Source organism: Micromonospora sp. ATA51 (genome assembly GCF_016802855.1).
Lineage (GTDB): Bacteria > Actinomycetota > Actinomycetes > Mycobacteriales > Micromonosporaceae > Micromonospora > Micromonospora sicca.
Map to the genome: position 1 here is coordinate 1 of NZ_JAEVHJ010000123.1, position 17,821 is coordinate 17,821.

The 17,821-nt window shown below is 71.2% G+C and carries 12 protein-coding genes and 4 pseudogenes; 6 read left to right on the forward strand and 10 right to left on the reverse strand.

The genetic code is table 11. From position 1 onward, the window contains the following. Positions 1-120: 120 nt before the first annotated feature. The 5 genes and pseudogenes from JNW87_RS19590 to JNW87_RS19610 all read right to left on the reverse strand — a co-directional run bounded on the left by JNW87_RS19590 (position 121) and on the right by JNW87_RS19610 (position 5,866). Positions 121-1,133 (reverse strand): annotated as a pseudogene (locus tag JNW87_RS19590) (ABC transporter ATP-binding protein). Next, on the reverse strand, positions 1,126-2,154 hold the full coding sequence (locus JNW87_RS19595) for an ABC transporter ATP-binding protein (RefSeq protein WP_109803457.1): 1,029 nt from the start codon (positions 2,152-2,154) through the stop codon (positions 1,126-1,128). The pseudogene JNW87_RS19590 and the gene JNW87_RS19595 overlap by 8 nt, the downstream one beginning before the upstream one ends. A 26-nt stretch (positions 2,155-2,180) precedes the next feature. Then, positions 2,181-3,158, reverse strand: a complete 978-nt coding sequence (locus tag JNW87_RS19600; protein ID WP_109803456.1) for an ABC transporter permease — start codon at positions 3,156-3,158, stop codon at positions 2,181-2,183. Next, a complete protein-coding gene (locus tag JNW87_RS19605; protein ID WP_109803455.1) occupies positions 3,151-4,077 on the reverse strand; it encodes an ABC transporter permease in 927 nt (308 codons plus the stop codon). Before JNW87_RS19605 ends, JNW87_RS19600 begins: the two co-directional genes overlap by 8 nt. A gap of 148 nt (positions 4,078-4,225) precedes the next feature. Then, positions 4,226-5,866 carry an ABC transporter substrate-binding protein gene (locus JNW87_RS19610; RefSeq protein ID WP_109803454.1) on the reverse strand — a complete coding sequence of 547 codons (1,641 nt, stop codon included), beginning with the start codon at positions 5,864-5,866 and terminating at the stop codon, positions 4,226-4,228. A gap of 427 nt (positions 5,867-6,293) precedes the next feature. Here JNW87_RS19610 and JNW87_RS19615 point away from each other — a divergent pair, with 427 nt between their 5' ends. Beyond that, positions 6,294-7,028, forward strand: a complete 735-nt coding sequence (locus tag JNW87_RS19615) for a PIG-L deacetylase family protein (protein WP_236648158.1) — start codon at positions 6,294-6,296, stop codon at positions 7,026-7,028. 87 nt (positions 7,029-7,115) lie between these two features. On the opposite strand, the gene JNW87_RS19620 is transcribed toward JNW87_RS19615, so the two are convergent. Together JNW87_RS19620 and JNW87_RS19625 are read right to left on the reverse strand one after the other, a co-directional pair. Continuing rightward, entirely contained in the window at positions 7,116-7,796 is a 681-nt protein-coding gene (locus JNW87_RS19620; RefSeq protein WP_109803452.1) for a response regulator transcription factor, read from the reverse strand. 2 nt (positions 7,797-7,798) lie between these two features. Then, entirely contained in the window at positions 7,799-9,067 is a 1,269-nt protein-coding gene (locus tag JNW87_RS19625) for an ATP-binding protein (RefSeq protein ID WP_109803451.1), read from the reverse strand. 162 nt (positions 9,068-9,229) lie between these two features. Here JNW87_RS19625 and JNW87_RS19630 point away from each other — a divergent pair. Next, positions 9,230-10,779 (forward strand): annotated as a pseudogene (locus tag JNW87_RS19630) (PspC domain-containing protein). Continuing rightward, positions 10,776-11,024: pseudogene (locus JNW87_RS40765) on the forward strand (hypothetical protein); the annotation flags it as partial. The pseudogenes JNW87_RS19630 and JNW87_RS40765, both read left to right, overlap by 4 nt. Positions 11,025-11,142: 118 nt before the next feature. On the opposite strand, the pseudogene JNW87_RS19640 reads toward JNW87_RS40765, so the two are convergent. The 3 genes and pseudogenes from JNW87_RS19640 to JNW87_RS19655 all read right to left on the reverse strand — a co-directional run. Next, positions 11,143-11,484, reverse strand: a pseudogene (locus tag JNW87_RS19640) (winged helix-turn-helix domain-containing protein); the annotation flags it as partial. A gap of 260 nt (positions 11,485-11,744) precedes the next feature. Further along, positions 11,745-13,412 (reverse strand): fumarate hydratase, encoded by a 1,668-nt coding sequence (locus JNW87_RS19645; protein ID WP_238454176.1) that lies wholly within the window; start codon positions 13,410-13,412, stop codon positions 11,745-11,747. A 1,584-nt stretch (positions 13,413-14,996) separates the two neighbouring features. Then, on the reverse strand, positions 14,997-15,500 hold the full coding sequence (locus JNW87_RS19655; RefSeq protein ID WP_109803965.1) for an Lrp/AsnC family transcriptional regulator: 504 nt from the start codon (positions 15,498-15,500) through the stop codon (positions 14,997-14,999). 139 nt (positions 15,501-15,639) lie between these two features. On the opposite strand from JNW87_RS19655, the gene hppD reads away from it, so the two are divergent. The 3 genes from hppD to JNW87_RS19670 all read left to right on the forward strand — a co-directional run. After that, positions 15,640-16,839 (forward strand): 4-hydroxyphenylpyruvate dioxygenase, encoded by a 1,200-nt coding sequence (gene hppD, locus JNW87_RS19660; RefSeq protein ID WP_109803964.1) that lies wholly within the window; start codon positions 15,640-15,642, stop codon positions 16,837-16,839. 281 nt (positions 16,840-17,120) lie between these two features. After that, the gene (locus JNW87_RS19665) at positions 17,121-17,594 is read left to right on the forward strand and encodes an RDD family protein (RefSeq protein WP_109799580.1); all 474 of its coding nucleotides are present in this window, start codon (positions 17,121-17,123) and stop codon (positions 17,592-17,594) included. Between the two features lie 61 nt (positions 17,595-17,655). Continuing rightward, positions 17,656-17,821: DUF2510 domain-containing protein (locus JNW87_RS19670; RefSeq protein WP_375373521.1), on the forward strand; the 166-nt coding region annotated here is incomplete at its 3' end.

Consider the following 17,821-nt stretch of genomic DNA (forward strand, 5'->3'; position numbering starts at 1 on the left):
CGCGGCCAGCTGTGAGGAGGGGCGGCCCGGCCCGGCGGCCGGCGGGCCGCCGGGGGCGGGCCCGGATACGACGGACCGCCCGCCGGCGTCGAACTGACGCCGGCGAGGCGTCCGGACGGATCACGCCTCGTGGGTGGCGACGATCTCCCGCTTCTCCGCGAAGTGGCAGGCGCTCGGGTGGTCCGTGCCCGCCGGATCTGCAGCAGCGGCACCTCCTGGGCGCAGACGTCCTGCGCCTTCCAGCAGCGGGTGCGGAACCGGCAGCCCGAGGGCGGGCTGACCGGGGAGGGGACGTCACCGGTGAGCCGGATGATCGCCTTGTTCTCCCGCAGCGTCGGGTCCGGCACCGGCACCGCCGACAGCAGCGCCTGGGTGTACGGGTGGGTCGGCCGCTCGTAGATCTCGTCCTCGGTGCCGACCTCCACCATCTTGCCCAGGTACATCACCGCGACCCGGTCGGAGAGGTGGCGCACGACCGACAGGTCGTGGGCGATGAAGACGTACGACAGGCCGAACTCGTTCTGGAGCTTCTCCAGCAGATTCATCACCTGAGCCTGGATCGACACGTCCAGGGCCGAGACCGGCTCGTCGCAGACGATCACCTCGGGCCGCAGCGCCAGGGCCCGGGCGATGCCGATGCGCTGCCGCTGGCCGCCGGAGAACTGGTGCGGGTACCGGTTGATGTGCTCCGGGTTGAGGCCGACCAGGTCGAGCAGCTCCTTGACCTTGTTCCGGCGGCTGCCCTTCGGGGCCACCTCGGGGTGGATCTCGAACGGCTCGCCGATCAGGTCACCCACCGTCATCCGGGGGTTCAGCGAGGTGTACGGGTCCTGCATCACCAGCTGGATCTGCCGGCGCAGCCGCCGCAGTGCCCCGCCGGAGAGCTTGGAGATGTCCTGGCCCTTGTACCGGACGGTGCCGGCGGTCGGCTTCTCCAGGTTCATCAGGACCCGGCTCAGCGTCGACTTGCCGCAGCCCGACTCGCCCACCACGCCCAGCGTCTCGCCGGCCTTCAGGTCGAAGGAGACGCCGTCGACCGCCTTGACCTGACCGACGGTCTTCTTGAACACGATCCCGCGGGTGACGGGGTAGTGCTTGACCAGGTCACGGACCTCGATGATGTTCTCAGTCACGGCTCACGAGCTCCTCGGCGAAGTGGCAGGCGCTGGCCCGACCGCGGCCGATCTGCAGCAGCGGGGGCACCTTCTCCCGGCACACCGGCTGCGCCATGGGGCAGCGCGGGTTGAACGGGCAGCCCGGCGGGATGTTCATCAGGTTCGGCGGGAGGCCCTTGATGGTGCGGAGCTCCTGCCCCTTCTCGTCCATCCGCGGGATCGAGTCCAGCAGGCCGAGGGTGTACGGGTGCGCCGGCTTGGCGTACAGGTCGTACACGTCGGCTTCCTCGACGATCCGGCCGGCGTACATGACCGCGATCCGGTCCGCGACGTCGGCGACCACGCCGAGGTCGTGGGTGATCAGGATCATGCCCATCCGCCGCTCCCGCTGGAGCTCGCCGAGCAGGTCCATGATCTGGGCCTGCACGGTCACGTCCAGCGCGGTGGTCGGCTCGTCCGCGATCAGCACCTCCGGGTCGAGCGCCAGCGACATCGCGATCATGGCGCGCTGCCGCATACCGCCGGAGAACTGGTGCGGGTAGTTGCCGTACCGGCCCTTGGCGTTCGGGATCTTGACCTGGTCGAGCATCTCGATCGCGCGCTTCTTGGCGTCCGCGCGGCTCATGCCGCGCCGGATCCGGAACTGCTCGGCGACCTGGAACCCGACGGTGAAGACGGGGTTCAGCGCGGAGAGCGAGTCCTGGAAGATCATCGCGATGCCCTCGCCACGGATGCGGCGGCGCTCCTCGGCGGACATCTTGAGCATGTCCCTGCCGTGGAAGCGGACCTGTCCACCGGTGACGAAGCCCGGCGGGGTGTCCAGGATGCCCATGATGGTCTGCGCGGTGACGCTCTTGCCGGAGCCGGACTCGCCGAGCACGGCGAGGGTCTCCCCTGCGTCGACGTGGTACGTGACCCCGTTGATGACCTTGGCGACGCCGTCCCGGGTACGGAACTCGACCCGCAGGTCGTCGACCTCGAGCAGCCGGCCGGAGGGGCGGCCGGATCCGTCGGCGCCGGGCGCGGACTGCTCGGACACGAGAATGTCGGACAACTCAGTCTCCCCTATCGGAGCTTCGGGTCGAGGGCCTCGCGGACCGCCTCGCCAAGCATGACGAAGCTGAGCACGGCGGTGACGAGGAACGCGGCGGGGAAGAAGAGCAGGAAGGGCGCGACCCGGATGTAGTTCTGCGCTTCACTGATCATGATGCCCCAGGAGACCACCGGGCTCTTCAGACCGACGCCCAGGAAGGAGAGCGTGGCCTCGGCGCCGATGAAGGAGCCGACCATGATCGTCCCGTACACCAGCAGCGGCGCCAGGCAGTTCGGCAGCAGGTGCTTGAGGATGATCCGGCCGGTCCCCGCGCCAAGGGCCCGGGCCGCGACGATGTAGTCGGCCTCCTTGGTGGCCAGCACCGAGGAGCGCATCAGCCGCATCACGACCGGCCAGGTCAGCACCACCAGGGAGGCGATGACCAGGGCCATGATCTGCCACTTGCTGTTACTGGTGCCGGAGCCGTTGAACGTGGTCAGGATGACGATGGCACCCAGCACGAACGGCAGACCGAAGAAGACGTCGGCGATCCGGGAGAGCAGCGAGTCCACCCAGCCGCCGCGGTAACCGGCGATGACGCCCATCGTCCCACCGACCAGCATGGTGCCGACCACGGAGAGCAGAGCCACCACCACGGACGCACGGGCGCCGTAGATCACCCGGGCGTACACGTCACGGCCCTGTACGTCGTAGCCGAACCAGGCGTTCGCGGACGGCTTGCCGAGGCTGTTGGCAAGCGTGCCGTTGACGGCGTCGCCGGCGCTGAACAGCGACGGGAAGGCCGCCATGAGCACGAACAGCACGATGAACGCCGAGGAGATCCAGAAGAGTGGCTTGCGCCGCAGGTCCCGCCAGGCGTCACCCAGGAGGCCACGCGGCTTCTCCTTGCGGGCGCTCTCCGGCAGGCCGGCGTTCGCGGGGGCACCGATCTCACCTGGCTGCTCGGGGCGCGGGGTGCTGACGATCGAGGCGGTGGAAGGGTCACTCATAGCGGATCCTCGGGTCCAGGGCGGCGTAAAGCAGGTCGACCACCAGGTTCATCAGCAGATAGACCAGCACCAGCACCACCACGATGGAGACAACCGTAGCGCTCTCCTTGGTGACGATCGACCGGTAGACCTGGCGACCGATCCCGTTGATCTGGAAGATGCCCTCGGTGACGATCGCTCCGCCCATCAGGGCGCCGAGGTCGGTGCCGAGCAGGGTGACCACCGGGATGAGCGAGTTGCGCAGCAGGTGCACGCCGACCACCCGGCGCATCGGCAGGCCCTTGGCGATCGCGGTGCGCACGTAGTCCGCACGCCGGTTCTCGGCGATGCTCGTCCGCGCCACCCGGGCGATGTACGCCATCGAGGCGCTGCCCAGCACGAAGCCGGGAATGATCAGCTCGGAGAACCGCATCTCGCTGGAGACGGTCGGCTTGACGAGCTGCCACTGCACGCCGAACAGCCACTGGAGCACGAAGCCGACCACGAAGACCGGCAGCGCGATCAGGAACAGCGTGGAGACCAGGACCAGGTTGTCCAGGAAGCCGTTGCGGCGCAGGCCGGTGAGCACACCGGCGGTGAGGCCGATGCCTGCCTCGATGAGCAGGGCCACCACGGCGAGCTTCAGCGTGTTGGGGTACGCGGTCGCGATGATGTCGTTGATCGACCGGCCGCTGAACGTCTGCCCGAAGTCCCCCTTGAGGAGGTTCTGCATGTACGTCGCGTACTGGACGAAGATGTTCTGGTCGAGGTGGTACTTGTCGGTCATGAACGCGATGTACTGGTCCGGGCAGCGCCGCTCGCCGCACTTACCGGCGAAGGGGTCACCGGGCACGGCCCAGACGAGCGCGTAGATCATGAACGTGGTGCCGATGAAGACCGGCACGAGTTGGAGCAGCCGTCTCAAGAGATAGCGGCCCATGGGGTGGTCCTCCAGACAGGGGGCGCGTCGGACGGCCGACACGATGGCGACAACGTGCGAGGCAGATGTTGTAACACCCTCTCGCGGAACTGCCCCGGGCCGGGCCCACCGGATGTGGCGAGCCCGACCCGGGGTCAGATCGTTCGGATCAGAGCTCGACCGAGGAGAGGTCCAGCTCGCCGACGTTGTTCAGCTCGAGCTTCTTGATCTTCTCCGAGTGGCCGGACTGCTGGCCGTAGAAGTAGACCGGGATGGTCGGCACGTCAGCGTCGACCTTCTTGAGAACCTCGGCGAACTGCTGGTGCGAGGCCTCGAGGCTCGGGGCAGCGCTGGCGGCCTTGGCCGCCGCGTCGACCTCAGGGTTGCTGTAGAGGCCGTCGTTGGAGGAGCCACCCTTGACGTACAGCGGGTTCACCCAGTTCTCGATGTCCGGGTAGTCCTGCTGCCAGGCAGCACGGTACAGGCCCTTCATCTTGTGGGCGTTGATGTTCTGACGGAACACCGCGAAGGTCGGCATGCCCTCGGCGCGAGCGTTGATGCCGAGGTTGGTCTTGACCTGCTGCGCGACGGCCTCCATCCAGTCCTTGTGGCTGGAGTCGGCGTTGTAGTAGAAGACCATCTCGCCCTGGAAGCCACCGGCCTCCTGGAGCAGCTGCTTGGCCTGCGTCGGGTCGAACTTGCAGGCGGTGCAGTTACCGGCCGGGGCGCCCGGGGTGAGCGGGTTGGCCCAGCTGTCAGCCGGCTTGCGGGTGCCGAAGAAGATCTTGTCGGAGATCGCCTGCCGGTCGATCGACATGGAGACGGCGCGACGCAGCTTCGGGTCGGTGAAGCGCTTGTCGTAGATCGGGAAAGCGATGAAGGCGGTCGTCGGCGTGACGGTAGACATGGCCCGGTCGCCCAGGTCCGTCTTGTACTTCTCGCCCGCCAGCGCCGAGGTCGGGATGGTCTCCATGAAGTCGAGGTTGTTGCCCTGCAGGTCGGCGTAAGCCGCGTCCTCGCTCTGGTAGAGCTTGAACGTGACGTCCTTGATCTTCAGCTTGTCGCGCAGGTTGTAGTCGTCGAAGCGCGTCAGCTTGATCTCGACGTTGTCCTGCCACGACACGAACTTCACCGGGCCGTTGCCGATCGGGTTCTTGCCGAACTCCTCGGGCTTCGCGCTGAAGAACGCGTCCGGCAGCGGCATGAAGGCGCTGTAGCCGAGCTTGGTCGGGAAGACCGCGGTCGGCGCGGAGAGGGTGACCTCGAAGGTCTGGTCGTCGACGACCTTCAGGCCGGACATCTTGTCGACCTTCGGGGTCGGGGCCTTCTGCGGGCCGTCGCCGTCCGGGTCCTCGGTGGCGACGTCGCCGTAGCCCTGGATGTCGGAGAAGAAGCTGCCGTTCGCGGCGCCGTTCGGCGAGTAGGCGGCCCAGTTCCAGGCGTCGACGAAGTTCTTCGCCTTCACCTCGGTACCGTCGTGGAACTTGGTACCCTTCTTGATCTTGATGGTGAAGACCTTCGAGTCCTTCGTCTCGATGGAGTCAGCCAGCGCGTTCTGCGGGGCCCCACCGTTGTTCGGGTACTCGACCAGGCCGGTCCAGAGCGAGTCGATGATCTTGCCGCCGCCGGTCTCGGTGGTGTTCGCCGGAACCAGCGGGTTCTCCGGCTGGACGCCGTGGATGGTGATCGCGCCGTCCTTGGTGGCGCCGGCTTCGCCGCCGCCACCCTCACTGCTCGAGCAACCGGTAGCGACCAGCGCGGCGGCCATACCGACCGCGAGGGCACCGGTCGCCCGCTTCGAGACTCTCATACCGAGGGGCCTCCTCTTTCTAACCTGGTTCCGTCGTGGGTTCACGCACGTCTGGGGGGTGACGCCGCCGCCGACCCGAACCGCAGGTCGACGGTTACCGCAGGGGAAATCGGGACACCCCAGGGGTACCGATCCGCCGGGCACCACACTCTCGCCGGGCGACACCGCGCAGGGTCGACGGCCACGTTCCGCGACGAGAAGCGGCGTCACGTGGTCGGCGGGCCCGACGGGGTGCCTCACAACGAGGGTGAGGTGCTGCCACTGTGACACCCACCGGCCCATTACGTGAAGGTGCCGTTATCAAGCCGTTAGTTGCCCGCCACGTTGCCGATACCTGAGAAAAGATCATGAAACGCCCGAGTCGGACCTCGCTGAACAGGAAAGACGCGGTCACATGGGGCGAGCACGGCACGTACTCTCGGTCCCTGTGAGCTTCCCTGCCTCCGCTCCGGCACTGTCCGGCCTCCATCGGGCGCTGGCCGTATTTGCCCATCCGGATGATGTCGACTTCGGCTGTGCGGGCACCATTGCCGCCTGGGTGGAGGAGGGCATCGAGGTCGCGTACCTCATCATCACCCGGGGTGAGTCCGGCGGCTTCGACGACACCCCCCGCGAGGAGGTGCCCCGACTGCGCGAACGGGAGCAGCGGGCCGCGGCGGCCGCGGTCGGCGTGCACCGGGTGGACTTCGTCGACGGCCACGCCGACGGGATACTCACCCCCAGCCTCGCCCTGCGCCGGCAGGTCGCCGCGGCGATCCGGCGGTTCCGGCCGGAACGGGTCCTCACCAGCTCTCCACTGCGCCGCTGGGAGCATCTCGCCGGCCCGAGCCACCCGGACCACCTGGCGGTCGGCGAGGCCACCACCTGCGCGGTCTACCCGGACGCGCGCAACGCCTTCGCCTTCCCCGAGCTGCTGGACGAGGGGCTGGAGCCGTGGGTGGTCCGGGAGATCTGGTACGCCGGCGGCCCCGCCCCGGACCACGCCGTGGACGTCACCCCGTACCTCGACCGGAAGATCGCCGCGATGCGGGCCCACCGCTCGCAGACCGCGCACCTGGACGTGGAGACCTGGGTACGCGGCTGGCTCACCACGGTGGCCGACAACGCCGGCCTGCCCGCCGGCCGGCTGGCCGAGTCGTTCACCGTGCTCCGCACGGAGTGACCGCGTCGGCTACCGACCGGCGAAGAGACAGACCCCGCCGAAGGAGACCGAGTCCTGGGCGGAAACGGTCACGATCGCCTCACCCGCTCACACCAGCCGGCGGTCCGCCGCCCACCGGGACAGCTCGTACCGGTTGGACATCTGGAGCTTGCGGAGCACGTTCGACACGTGCGTCTCGACCGTCTTGATCGAGATGAACAGCTCCTTGGCGATCTCCTTGTACGCGTACCCCCGGGCCAGCAGCCGAAGCACCTCGCGCTCCCGGTTGGTGAGCTGGTCCAGCTCCGGATCGGCCACCGGCGCGTCCGGCCGGGCCGCGAACGCGTCCAGCACGAACCCGGCCAGCCGCGGGCTGAACACCGCGTCGCCGTCGGCCACCCGGCGGATGGCGTCGGTCAGCTCGTCCGGCGAGATGGTCTTCGTGACGTACCCCCGGGCGCCGGCCCGGATCAGCCCGATCACGTCCTCGGCCGCGTCCGACACGCTCAGCGCGAGGAACTTCACCTGCGGGTGGGTACGCCGCATCGCGTCCAGCACCGCCCGGCCGCCGCCGTCCGGCATGTGCACATCCAGCAGCACCACGTCGGGCTGGGTGGCGGCGATCCGGGTGACCGCCTCGGCCACCGTGCTCGCCTCGCCCACCACCTCCACATGGCCGCCGAGCTCGGCGCGTACGCCCGCCCGGAACATCGCGTGGTCGTCGACGAGGAACACCCGCAGCCGCCCGTCCCGGGGCTGCGCCCCCTCGACCGGTCCGTGCTCGGCCATGGTCATTTGTCCCTTTCCGTCGCGGAGCCGGTGCCGGTGATCGGCAGGATCAGCCGCACCTCGGTCCCCTCCCCAGGCTCGGACCGGATCTCCGCCCGGCCACCGTGCCGCTTCATCCGCCCGATGATCGACCCTCGGACGCCGTGCCGGTGATCCTCCACGGTATCCGGGTCGAAGCCCTTGCCCCGGTCCCGCACGAAGACGCTGACCTGGTCCGGCTCCACCTCCGCGTAGAGCGAGACGGTCTGCACCCCGGCATGCCGGGCGGCGTTCACCAGCGCCTCCCGGGCCGCGGCGACCAGCGCGCCGACCCGCTCGTCGGTCTCCCGGTCGCCGACCACCACCGCCTCCACCGTGATGGCGAAGGTGTCCTCCACCTCGGCGGCGGCCTGCTCCAGGGCCGCGGCGAAGCGCTCGCTCGGTGAGCCGGTCGGCTTGTAGAGCCAGTTGCGCAGCGACCGTTCCTGGCCCCGGGCCAGGCGCTGGACCGTCTTGACGTCGCTGGCGTTGCGCTGGATCAGGGCCAGGGTGTGCAGCACCTGGTCGTGCACCATGGCGGCCAGCTCGGCGCGCTCCTGCTCGCGGATGCGCCCCTCCCGCTCCGAGCGGAGCTGGTTCCAGGTCCGCCAGAGCACGGGCGCGGCCACCACGCCGACCCCGGCCAGCCCGACCAGCGCGAAGATCACGCCGTTGAGCACGGCGTCGAAGTTCTGCGCCGGTGAGTAGACCGCCGCCACGCCGATGATGCCGACCGCGACCAGCACGCCGCCACCGATGAAGCGGAGCACGAACGCCCGGCGGTCGCTCTCCTCCACCACCGCGCCGAGCCACGGCACCGGCATCGACTCGCCCCACTGCCGGCGGCGCTCCGGGGCGGACTGGTGCCAGATCACCCCGGCGCCGACCGCGATGATCGCAACCAGCCAGCCGGCGGTGCCGGCCGCGCCCACCGAGTCGAAGACCATCACCTGGGTCAGCAGCACGCCCAGCCCGATCGCGACGAAGGGCAGGAGCTGGGCGAGGTCCCGGCGGGGCGGTACGGCGTCGCCGGGGCGCAGCGGGACCACCGCCCAGAAGGCGGCGTAGAGCAGCAGGCCCAGGCCGCTCAGCCCGAGCAGCACCATGAAGGCCACCCGGACGCGGACCACGGAGATGCCGAGGTGGTCCGCGATGCCGGCGGCCACCCCCGCGGCCAACCGGTGCTCGGGGGCACGGTAGAGCCGCGGCGGGGGTGGGGACACGGTGCTGCTGATCGGAAGCTCCCTGGTCATGGGACGAGGTACGGGCCGGTTCCGGCGCCGCTCCGATCGTCACACGGCCGGGGCGCCCCGGACCACGGGGAGGCCCCCGACATTCGGCCGGCGCGGATCTCAGGGTGGCGTCAGGGTCGGTTCCTGAGGACGCTCGGGCGCCCGGGGCAGCAGGATCGGAGCATGACCGAGGACGCTGCCCGTCCGCCCCTGCCCGGGGCGGCACCGCCGGACGGGCCACCGCCACCCACGGCGCCGGCACCGGCGCCCACCACCCAGGCCGGTTCGGAGCAGGGCGCTCCGCCGGCCGGGGACCCTGCCGGCGACCCGTCGTGGTCCGCCGCCGGCGCGAGCCGCTCGGCGATCCGCCGCCCGGGTACGCCCCGCCGCCCGGCGCCGCCGGCTTCACCTCGCGGTACGGGCTGGTCCGCCCCCGCGAGGGCCGCTACCTGGCCGGCGTCTGCGCGGCGATCGGCCGGGCCACGAACACCGACCCGGTGCTCTGGCGGGTGCTGCTCGCCGTGCTGGGCTTCTTCGGCGGCATCGGCATCCTGGTCTACGTGGCCGCCTGGCTGATCATCCCCGGCGAGGGGGACACCGCCTCCCCGGTGGAGTCGATGCTCGGCCGGGGCCGGTCCAGCATGTCCCCGGTGACCGTCATCGTGCTCAGCATCCTGGTCGCGGTCAGCTTCGGCTACATCGTCACCGACGCCTTCCGGGCCGTCCTGCTCGGCGCGGCCATCCTGATCGGCGGCGCGCTGCTGCTCAATCGGGAACACCGGGGGACGGCGGCGCCGGGAGCCGCGTCCGGCCCGCCCGCGACACCTCCCGGTCCCGTGCCGCCGGTGAGCTGGCCGGCCCCGCAGATGTACGCCCCGCCCGCCGACGTCCCGGCCTCGGGCCTGCCGGCCGCCCGACCCACCACGGGAGCCGGCGCGGAGGCGCCGGTCTGGCCCGCCGCGCCGACGTCGGCGCGCCGGCCGGGGTGGCGGTCCCCGTACCGCCCACCGCGCCGCCGACCGGCTACCGGGCGCCGTTCGCCCCTCCGTGGCCCGTACGCCGGGCCGTACCCGCCGGCGCCGCAGCCGCGGGTCCGGGCGCCCAAGCCGCCCAAGCGGCCGAAGGAACGCTCCCCGCTCGGCGCGGCGACGTTCTCGCTGATCTTCCTGGCGCTGGGCGTGGTCGCCGTGCTCGACCTGCTCGACGTCTTTCCGGTGGGCGCCGCCGGGTACTTCGCCGCGGCGCTGGCCACGATGGGGCTCGGGCTGCTGGTCGGCACCTGGTTCGGCCGGGCGCGCTGGTTGATCGCGCTGGGCCTGGTGACCGCGGCGGCGCTCGGCGTCGCCACCGTCGCCGAGTCCTACGACCGGGTACGCGGCATCGACGGCGACGTGACCTGGGCCCCGACGGACTACCGCGACCTGGCGACCCGGTACGAGAACAACTTCGGCGACGCCGTGCTCGACCTGCGCGGCGTCGACTTCGACAAGAAGGAGACGCAGATCACCGTGGCGATCAACTTCGGCGAGGCGACCGTGGTGGTGCCGCCGAACGTCGACGTCACCACGGTGGCCGACGTCAACGCCGGTGACGCCACCGTCTTCGGCCGGCGCTCCGGCGGCATGGACGGCAACCTCCGGGAGAGCACCGACGTCGGCCCGGACGGCCCGGGCGGCGGCGAACTGCGCCTGCTCATCCACGTCAACGCCGGCAACCTGGAGGTGACCCGGTGAAGGCCCACCGCACCGACCTCGTCTCGCTCGCGTTCGGGCTGGTCTTCCTGGCCCTCTCCGTCTGGTGGCTGCTGGCCCGGATCCTCGGGCTGACGCTCCCGCCGGTGGGATGGTTCCTGGCCGGCGCGCTCATCCTGATCGGGGTGTTGGGCCTGGCCGGCGCGCTGCGCTCCGGCCGGCACGCCGACCGGGACGCCGCCGCCGGGACGGACGCCGAGACGACCGTGTCGGCTCCCTACGAGGGCGGCCCGGAGTGGACCCCGCCGGTCGCGCCGGAGGCCGACGAGTGGCGTACCGACGCGGTCGGCGACGACGCGGCGGAGGCGGTGGCGGACCGGCCGGTCAGCGGAGGGGCGGGCGAATCGCGCTGGTCGCCGTCCGCGCCGCCGACGGACGGGCGAAGACCTCGGCGTCCAGGTCGGCCGGCTCGGTCCGGACGCCGTACCCGACCGGGTCGGTGACGATGATCTCCGGCGGCAGTCCGAGTGCGGCGAGGCGCTGTCGCAATCGCGACACGCAGATCTGGAGCTGGGCCCGGGCGGTGGCCGGGGGTTGCTCCTCCCAGACCGCGTCGACCAGCTCCTCGGAGGAGACCACCCGACCGGCGCGCAGGAGCAGCATGGCGAGCACGACCCGGTCCCGGCCTGCGGTGACGGTGGCTTCACCACCGCCGACCCGCAAGGGTCCCAGGATCCCGAACCGCATCTGCGCCCCCGCACCCCGTCTGTGGAAATTCCAGCAGCGTAACCCGCCGGTAACTGATCGCCCCGCGCAGGCGATAGCGATGTGATAGCGAATCGACAGCGGCGGAGTCGACACTCGTGCCGGGTTGTCGGTGACGACATCCGACGGGGGCGGTGCGCCCGGCCGAATCACCCGGCCCGGGCGCACCGATGTCGAATGGGCACCAGACGACGAAGGGGCGCCGGGCCTGCTGCCCGGCGCCCCTTTCGCATCCGCGGGCCTCAGCGGCGGCCGACCGTCAGCACCGGCTTGGTGACCTCGGCGAAGAAGTCGTTGCCCTTGTCGTCGACCACGATGAAGGCCGGGAAGTCCTCCACCTCGATCTTCCAGACCGCCTCCATGCCCAGCTCCGGGTACTCCAGGACCTCGACGTGCTTGATGCAGTCCTGGGCCAGCCGGGCGGCCGGGCCGCCGATCGAGCCGAGGTAGAAGCCGCCGTGCTGCTGGCAGGAGCGGGTCACCTGGGCGGACCGGTTGCCCTTGGCCAGCATCACCTGGGAGCCGCCAGCGGCTTGGAACTTCTCCACGTACGCGTCCATCCGGCCGGCCGTGGTCGGGCCGAACGAGCCGGAGGCGTAGCCCTCGGGGGTCTTCGCCGGGCCGGCGTAGTAGACGGCGTGGTCGCGCAGGTACTGCGGCATCGGCTCGCCCGCGTCCAGCCGCTCGGCGATCTTGGCGTGGGCGATGTCCCGGGCCACGACGAGCGGGCCGGTCAGCGACAGGCGGGTCTTCACCGGGTACTTCGACAGCTCGGCGCGGATCTCGTCCATCGGCCGGTTCAGGTCGACCCGGACCACCTCGGTCGCGTCAAGCTGCGTCTCGGTGACGTCGGGCAGGAAGCGCGCCGGGTCGGTTTCGAGTCGCTCCAGCCAGACGCCCGACGGGGTGATCTTGGCGACCGCCTGGCGGTCGGCCGAACAGGAGACGGCGATCGCCACCGGGCAGGAGGCACCGTGCCGGGGCAGCCGGACCACCTGCACGTCGTGGCAGAAGTACCGCCCGCCGAACTGCGCCCCGATGCCGAAGTTGCGGGTCAGCTCCAGCACCTCGGCCTCCAGCTCCAGGTCCCGGAAGCCGTGCGCGCTCATCGAGCCGGCGGTGGGCAGGGCGTCCAGGTACTTCGCCGAGGCGTACTTGGCGGTCTTCAGGGCGTACTCGGCGGAGGTGCCGCCGATGACGATGGCCAGGTGGTACGGCGGGCAGGCCGAGGTGCCGATCAGCCGCAGCTTCTCCTCCAGGAACTGCATCATCCGCGTCGGGTTCAGCAGCGCCTTGGTCTCCTGGTAGAGGTACGACTTGTTGGCCGAGCCGCCGCCCTTGGCCATGAAGAGGAACTTGTACGCGTCGGGGTGCCCGTCCGGGTCCTCGGCGTAGAGCTCCACCTGGGCGGGCAGGTTGCTGCCGGTGTTCCGCTCGTCCCACATGGTCAGCGGGGCGAGCTGGGAGTAGCGCAGGTTCAGCTTCGTGTACGCCTGGTAGACGCCGCGGGAGATGGCCTCCGCGTCGGCGCCGTCGGTGAGGACGTGCCGGCCACGCTTGCCCATCACGATCGCGGTGCCGGTGTCCTGGCACATCGGCAGCACCCCGCCGGCCGCGATGTTGGCGTTGCGCAGCAGGTCCAGCGCGACGAACCGGTCGTTCGGCGAGGCCGCCGGGTCGTCGATGATCGACCGGAGCTGGGCCAGGTGCGCCGGACGGAGGAAGTGGGCGATGTCGTGCATCGCCTCGGCGGTCAGCGCGGTCAGCGCGGACGGTTCCACGGTGAGGAATCGACGGCCCCCCGGGCCGTTGACGACATCGACGCCCTCGTCGGTGACCAGGCGGTATTCCGTCTGGTCGGGACCGGTTGGCAGCAAGGGGGCGTACGAGAACGCGGCGGCACTGCTCATGGACGAAAAGCCTAGGGCAGGCCGGTCGATCGGTGGCACCCGCCGGGTGGGTCCTGGGACGCCGCTCTCACCGGCTGCGTCGGCCCCGGCGCAGAGTTCCCGCTTCGGGCCGCAACTGCCCTCGTCGGACGGGGGTTGCCAGGTGCCGCCCGGGTTCGGGCCCGGGAGGCTGCCGCCCTCCTCCGGCGGGGGCGGCACGGAGCTGCCGGCGCCCCAGCGGACGTACCCGATCTCCCGCCCCTCCCCGATGATCATGCCGGTGCGGCCGACCGCCAGGGCGTTGGCCGAGGTCCGCAGGACCGCCAGCTCGCGGCCGGTACGCGGGTCGACCGCGATCAGCCGGGACGGCTTCTCCTCGGCGATCACCGCCGCATACGGGGTGAGCGCCGCGCCGCTCTTGCCACCGGCGGCCCGGGTCCATCTGGTCCGGTCCACCGACAGCTCCCGGCCGAGGACGGACCGCTTGTCGGCGCTGCGCACCAGCGCGTACCGGTCGTCGACGGCGAGCAGCTTCTCCCCGTCGCCGCCGACCTGGAGCAGCCGGCCGTCGTACCCGTCGAGCACCGCCTCCCGGCCGTCCGGGCCGACCCCGATCAGCACGTTGCGGGCGCCCTGGGGGTCCTCCCGCTGCACGCACCCGGCGTAGTCGGCGGTGCGCAGGTTCAGCCCGGCGCGCCGCCACACCTCCTGCCCGGTGGCCGGGTCCTGGGCGGCGACGGTGAAGTAGCAGGTGCCGTCGCGGGAGGTCGCGGTGATCCGCAGCAGCCGGCCACCGATCACCGCCAGCCGTTCCTCCCGGCCGGGCTGGACGTTCTGCAGCACCCGGCCGGTGGCGGTGTCCACCACGTGCACCCGCCCGTCGACCGGGAAGCCGAGCAGCGGCGGGACGGACTCCGGGCCGGCCACCCCGCCGTCGATGCGCGGCGCGGTGAGCCGGCGGGTGCCGAGCAGGTCCGGGTTGTCGGCGAGCAGGCCGCTGTGCACGCCGGGCAGGAAGGCGGTCCACAGTGGCCGGGTGCCACGCGGGTCCCAGGCGCTCAGCGTGCAGTCGGTGGGCTCGACGCAGCGGACGTCGAGGATCGCGTTGCGGTACGTCCAGACCGCCACCGCGTCGCCGTCCCGGCGGCGTACCGCCCCGGTGGTGGGGTCGAGCAGCTCGTACCCCTTGACCAGCAGCCTGCCCACGGCGACGACCGGGTCCCGGTCGCCGCCGGCCACCGCGGACCAGTCCGCCTTGTGCTCCCAGAGCTGGGTGCCGGTGGCCAGGCTGCGCGCCTCCACCCGGGTGCGCTGCTCGACGATGACGGTGTCGGCGGCGATGGTGACGCTCTTCGGGGTGCCGCCGACCCGCTGCTGCCAGACCACGTCCGGCTCGGAGATCGGCTGGCTCCGGTCGACCCAGTCCCACATGGCCGGGAACGGGTTCCACACCCCGGTCGAGGCGAGCACGACCACGGTGATGAGCCCCAGCAGCAACCAGCCGCGTACGCCAAGGCCCTTCACACCGCACACGGTAGCGACGATCACCGGCCGCCCGACCCCCCGCAGTGCCGTGTCGCCGCGCTTTCTTCGCCCGCCGCCGTGTCATGCGCCGGACGGGCCCCCGCGCACGGCCGAGCGGACGAGGGGCAGCGCGCGGTACGGGATCTGCTCGGCCAGGGCGATGATCGTGGAGGCGCGGGTGATGCCCGCCGAGGAGACGATCTGGTCGATCACCCGCTGGAGGTCGGTGTTCGAGCGGGCCACGATGCGGCAGAGCAGGTCACTGGAGCCGGTGATGGTGTGCGCCTCCAGCACCTCGGGGATGGCGGCCAGGTGCGCGGTGACCGGGTCGTGCCCGTGCCGTTGGCTGATCTCCAGGGTGACGAAGCTGGTCACCCCGAAGCCGATCGCGGCCGGGGAGATGTCCGGCCCGAAGCCGCCGATCACCCCCCGCTCGACCAGCTTGTCCAGCCGGGCCTGGACGGTGCCCCGGGCCACCCCGAGCCGCCGGGAGCACTCCAGCACCCCGATCCGGGGCTCCGCGGCGAGCAGTTCGATCAACCGCACGTCCAGGTCGTCGAGCTGTACATCCTGACCAGCGTTCATGGGGTAACACCCTACCGAATGCGCAACCTGACCAGCATTTCGGCGAAGGGTTGCCCAACCAGGCGGCACGCAGCGATCCTCGCCACAGGAGCAACCAACGGCGGCCCACGAGGCCGGCCGGTACGCAAGGGAGGCCACCATGACCCAGGCGATCGACCGACCGACGGACGAGGTCGACGTCGACGCGCTCGTCGGCGCCGTCGACCACGACATCAGCCGCGACCCGTTCCCGGTCAAGGGCCTCGACCACGTGCACTTCCTGGTCGGCAACGCCAAGCAGGCCGCGCACTACTACTCCACCGCGTTCGGCATGACCTGCGTGGCGTACCGGGGGCCGGAGCAGGGCTACCGGGACCACGCCCAGTACGTGCTGACCAGCGGCTCGGCCCGGTTCGTGCTGACCGGCGCGGTCCGCCCCGACGCCGAGGGCGCCGAGCACGTCGCCAAGCACAGCGACGGCGTCTCCGACATCGCGCTGGAGGTGCCGGACGTCGACGCCGCGTACGCGCACGCCACCGCGCAGGGCGCGACCGGCCTGGTCGAGCCGCACGACGTGAGCGACGAGCACGGCATCGTCCGGCTGGCGGCCATCGCCGCGTACGGCGACACCCGGCACACCCTGGTCGACCGGTCCCGCTACACCGGCCCGTTCCTGCCCGGCTTCGTGGCCCGCGGCGCGATCGTGGACCGGCAGCCGATGATCGACGCCGGCATCCAGCCGAAGCGCTTCTTCCAGGCGGTCGACCACGTGGTCGGCAACGTCGAGCTCGGCAAGATGGACGAGTGGGTGGAGTTCTACAAGCGCGTCATGGGCTTCAGCAACATGGCGGAGTTCATCGGCGACGACATCGCCACCGACTACTCGGCGCTGATGAGCAAGGTCGTCGCCAGCGGCACCCGCAAGGTGAAGTTCCCGCTGAACGAGCCGGCCATCGCCCGCAAGAAGTCGCAGATCGACGAGTACCTGGAGTTCTACCAGGGCCCGGGCGCCCAGCACATCGCCGTGGCGACCAACGACATCCTGGCCAGCGTCGACGCCATGCGCGCCGCGGGCGTCGAGTTCCTCGACACCCCGGACTCGTACTACGACGACCCGGAGCTGCGCGCCCGGATCGGCAAGGTGCGGGTGCCGATCGAGGAGCTGAAGGCCCGCAAGATCCTGGTCGACCGGGACGAGGACGGCTACCTGCTCCAGATCTTCACCAAGCCGGTGCAGGACCGGCCGACCGTCTTCTTCGAGCTGATCGAGCGGCACGGCTCGCTCGGCTTCGGCAAGGGCAACTTCAAGGCCCTGTTCGAGGCCATCGAGCGGGAGCAGGAAGCGCGCGGCAACCTGTAACACTGTCGGCGTGACGCAGCCTTCCCCGAACAGCACGCCGCCGCCCGCCGGGCCCCCGCCCGCGGGCGGCGGCTTCGCACCGCCCACCGGCGCCGCCCCCCTGCGGTACGCCGTGCCGGGGCAGCACACCCCGCCGACGTACCGCCGGACTGCCGCCCTACCCCGGCCCCGGGCCCGGCTGGGCGCCGCACCCGGGCTACCAGTACCCGGGCTACCCGCCCCCGCCACTGGCCCCGAACGGCCAGCCGCTGGCCACCTTCACGGACCGGCTGCTCGCCTGGATGATCGACACCGCCGTGGCGAGCCTGCTGGCCACGGTGCTCTTCGTGCCCTTCGCCGCCTGGATCTGGTACCGCATGTTCACCGAGATGGTGAAGGTCAACCCGGACGGGACGATGAGCGAGCCCGACCCGGCGCGGATGATGAGCGACTTCGTCGTCCCGCTGCTGCTCGCCGAGGCCGGACTGATCCTGGTGCTCTTCGTCTTCTACTGGCTGTACCACGTGGAGTACGCGCGCCGGACGGGCCAGACGCTCGGCAAGAAGCTGATGAAGATCCGGATCGTGCCGGCCGACCCGGCCGGGACGCTGACCCGGGGCGTGCTGGGCCGGCGGTACCTGGTCGAGTTCGTCGCCGGCTCGCTGGTCCCCTTCCTCAACTACCTCGACGGGTTCTGGCAGCTCTGGGACAAGCCCTGGCAGCAGTGCCTGCACGACAAGTTCGCGGGCACCGTCGTCGTTAAGGTTGCACCGTGAGCGTGAGGAGTGAGCCGGGTCTGCGAGCCCCGCAGCCGCGATTCGAGAGGGCGCCGTGACAGTGCAACCCGGTTGGTACGTCGACCCCGCCGCGCCCGAGACCAGGCGGTACTGGGACGGCGAGGGGTGGATCGGCGCGCGATCCCGGTCGACGCCACCCCACCCGAGGGCCCGCCGCCGGCCGAACCGGCCCCGGCCGCCCCCGGCCGCCCCACGGTCCCGGCCCC

Coding starts and splice junctions, on each gene's coding strand:
- JNW87_RS19600 (WP_109803456.1), bottom strand. CDS start 3,158: ATGAGTGACCCTTCCACCGCCTCGATCGTCAGCACCCCGCGCCCCGAG.
- JNW87_RS19605 (WP_109803455.1), bottom strand. CDS start 4,077: ATGGGCCGCTATCTCTTGAGACGGCTGCTCCAACTCGTGCCGGTCTTC.
- JNW87_RS19610 (WP_109803454.1), bottom strand. CDS start 5,866: ATGAGAGTCTCGAAGCGGGCGACCGGTGCCCTCGCGGTCGGTATGGCC.
- JNW87_RS19620 (WP_109803452.1), bottom strand. CDS start 7,796: ATGGCCGAGCACGGACCGGTCGAGGGGGCGCAGCCCCGGGACGGGCGG.
- JNW87_RS19625 (WP_109803451.1), bottom strand. CDS start 9,067: ATGACCAGGGAGCTTCCGATCAGCAGCACCGTGTCCCCACCCCCGCCG.
- JNW87_RS19645 (WP_238454176.1), bottom strand. CDS start 13,412: ATGAGCAGTGCCGCCGCGTTCTCGTACGCCCCCTTGCTGCCAACCGGT.
- JNW87_RS19655 (WP_109803965.1), bottom strand. CDS start 15,500: ATGAACGCTGGTCAGGATGTACAGCTCGACGACCTGGACGTGCGGTTG.
- hppD (WP_109803964.1), top strand. CDS start 15,640: ATGACCCAGGCGATCGACCGACCGACGGACGAGGTCGACGTCGACGCG.
- JNW87_RS19665 (WP_109799580.1), top strand. CDS start 17,121: ATGATCGACACCGCCGTGGCGAGCCTGCTGGCCACGGTGCTCTTCGTG.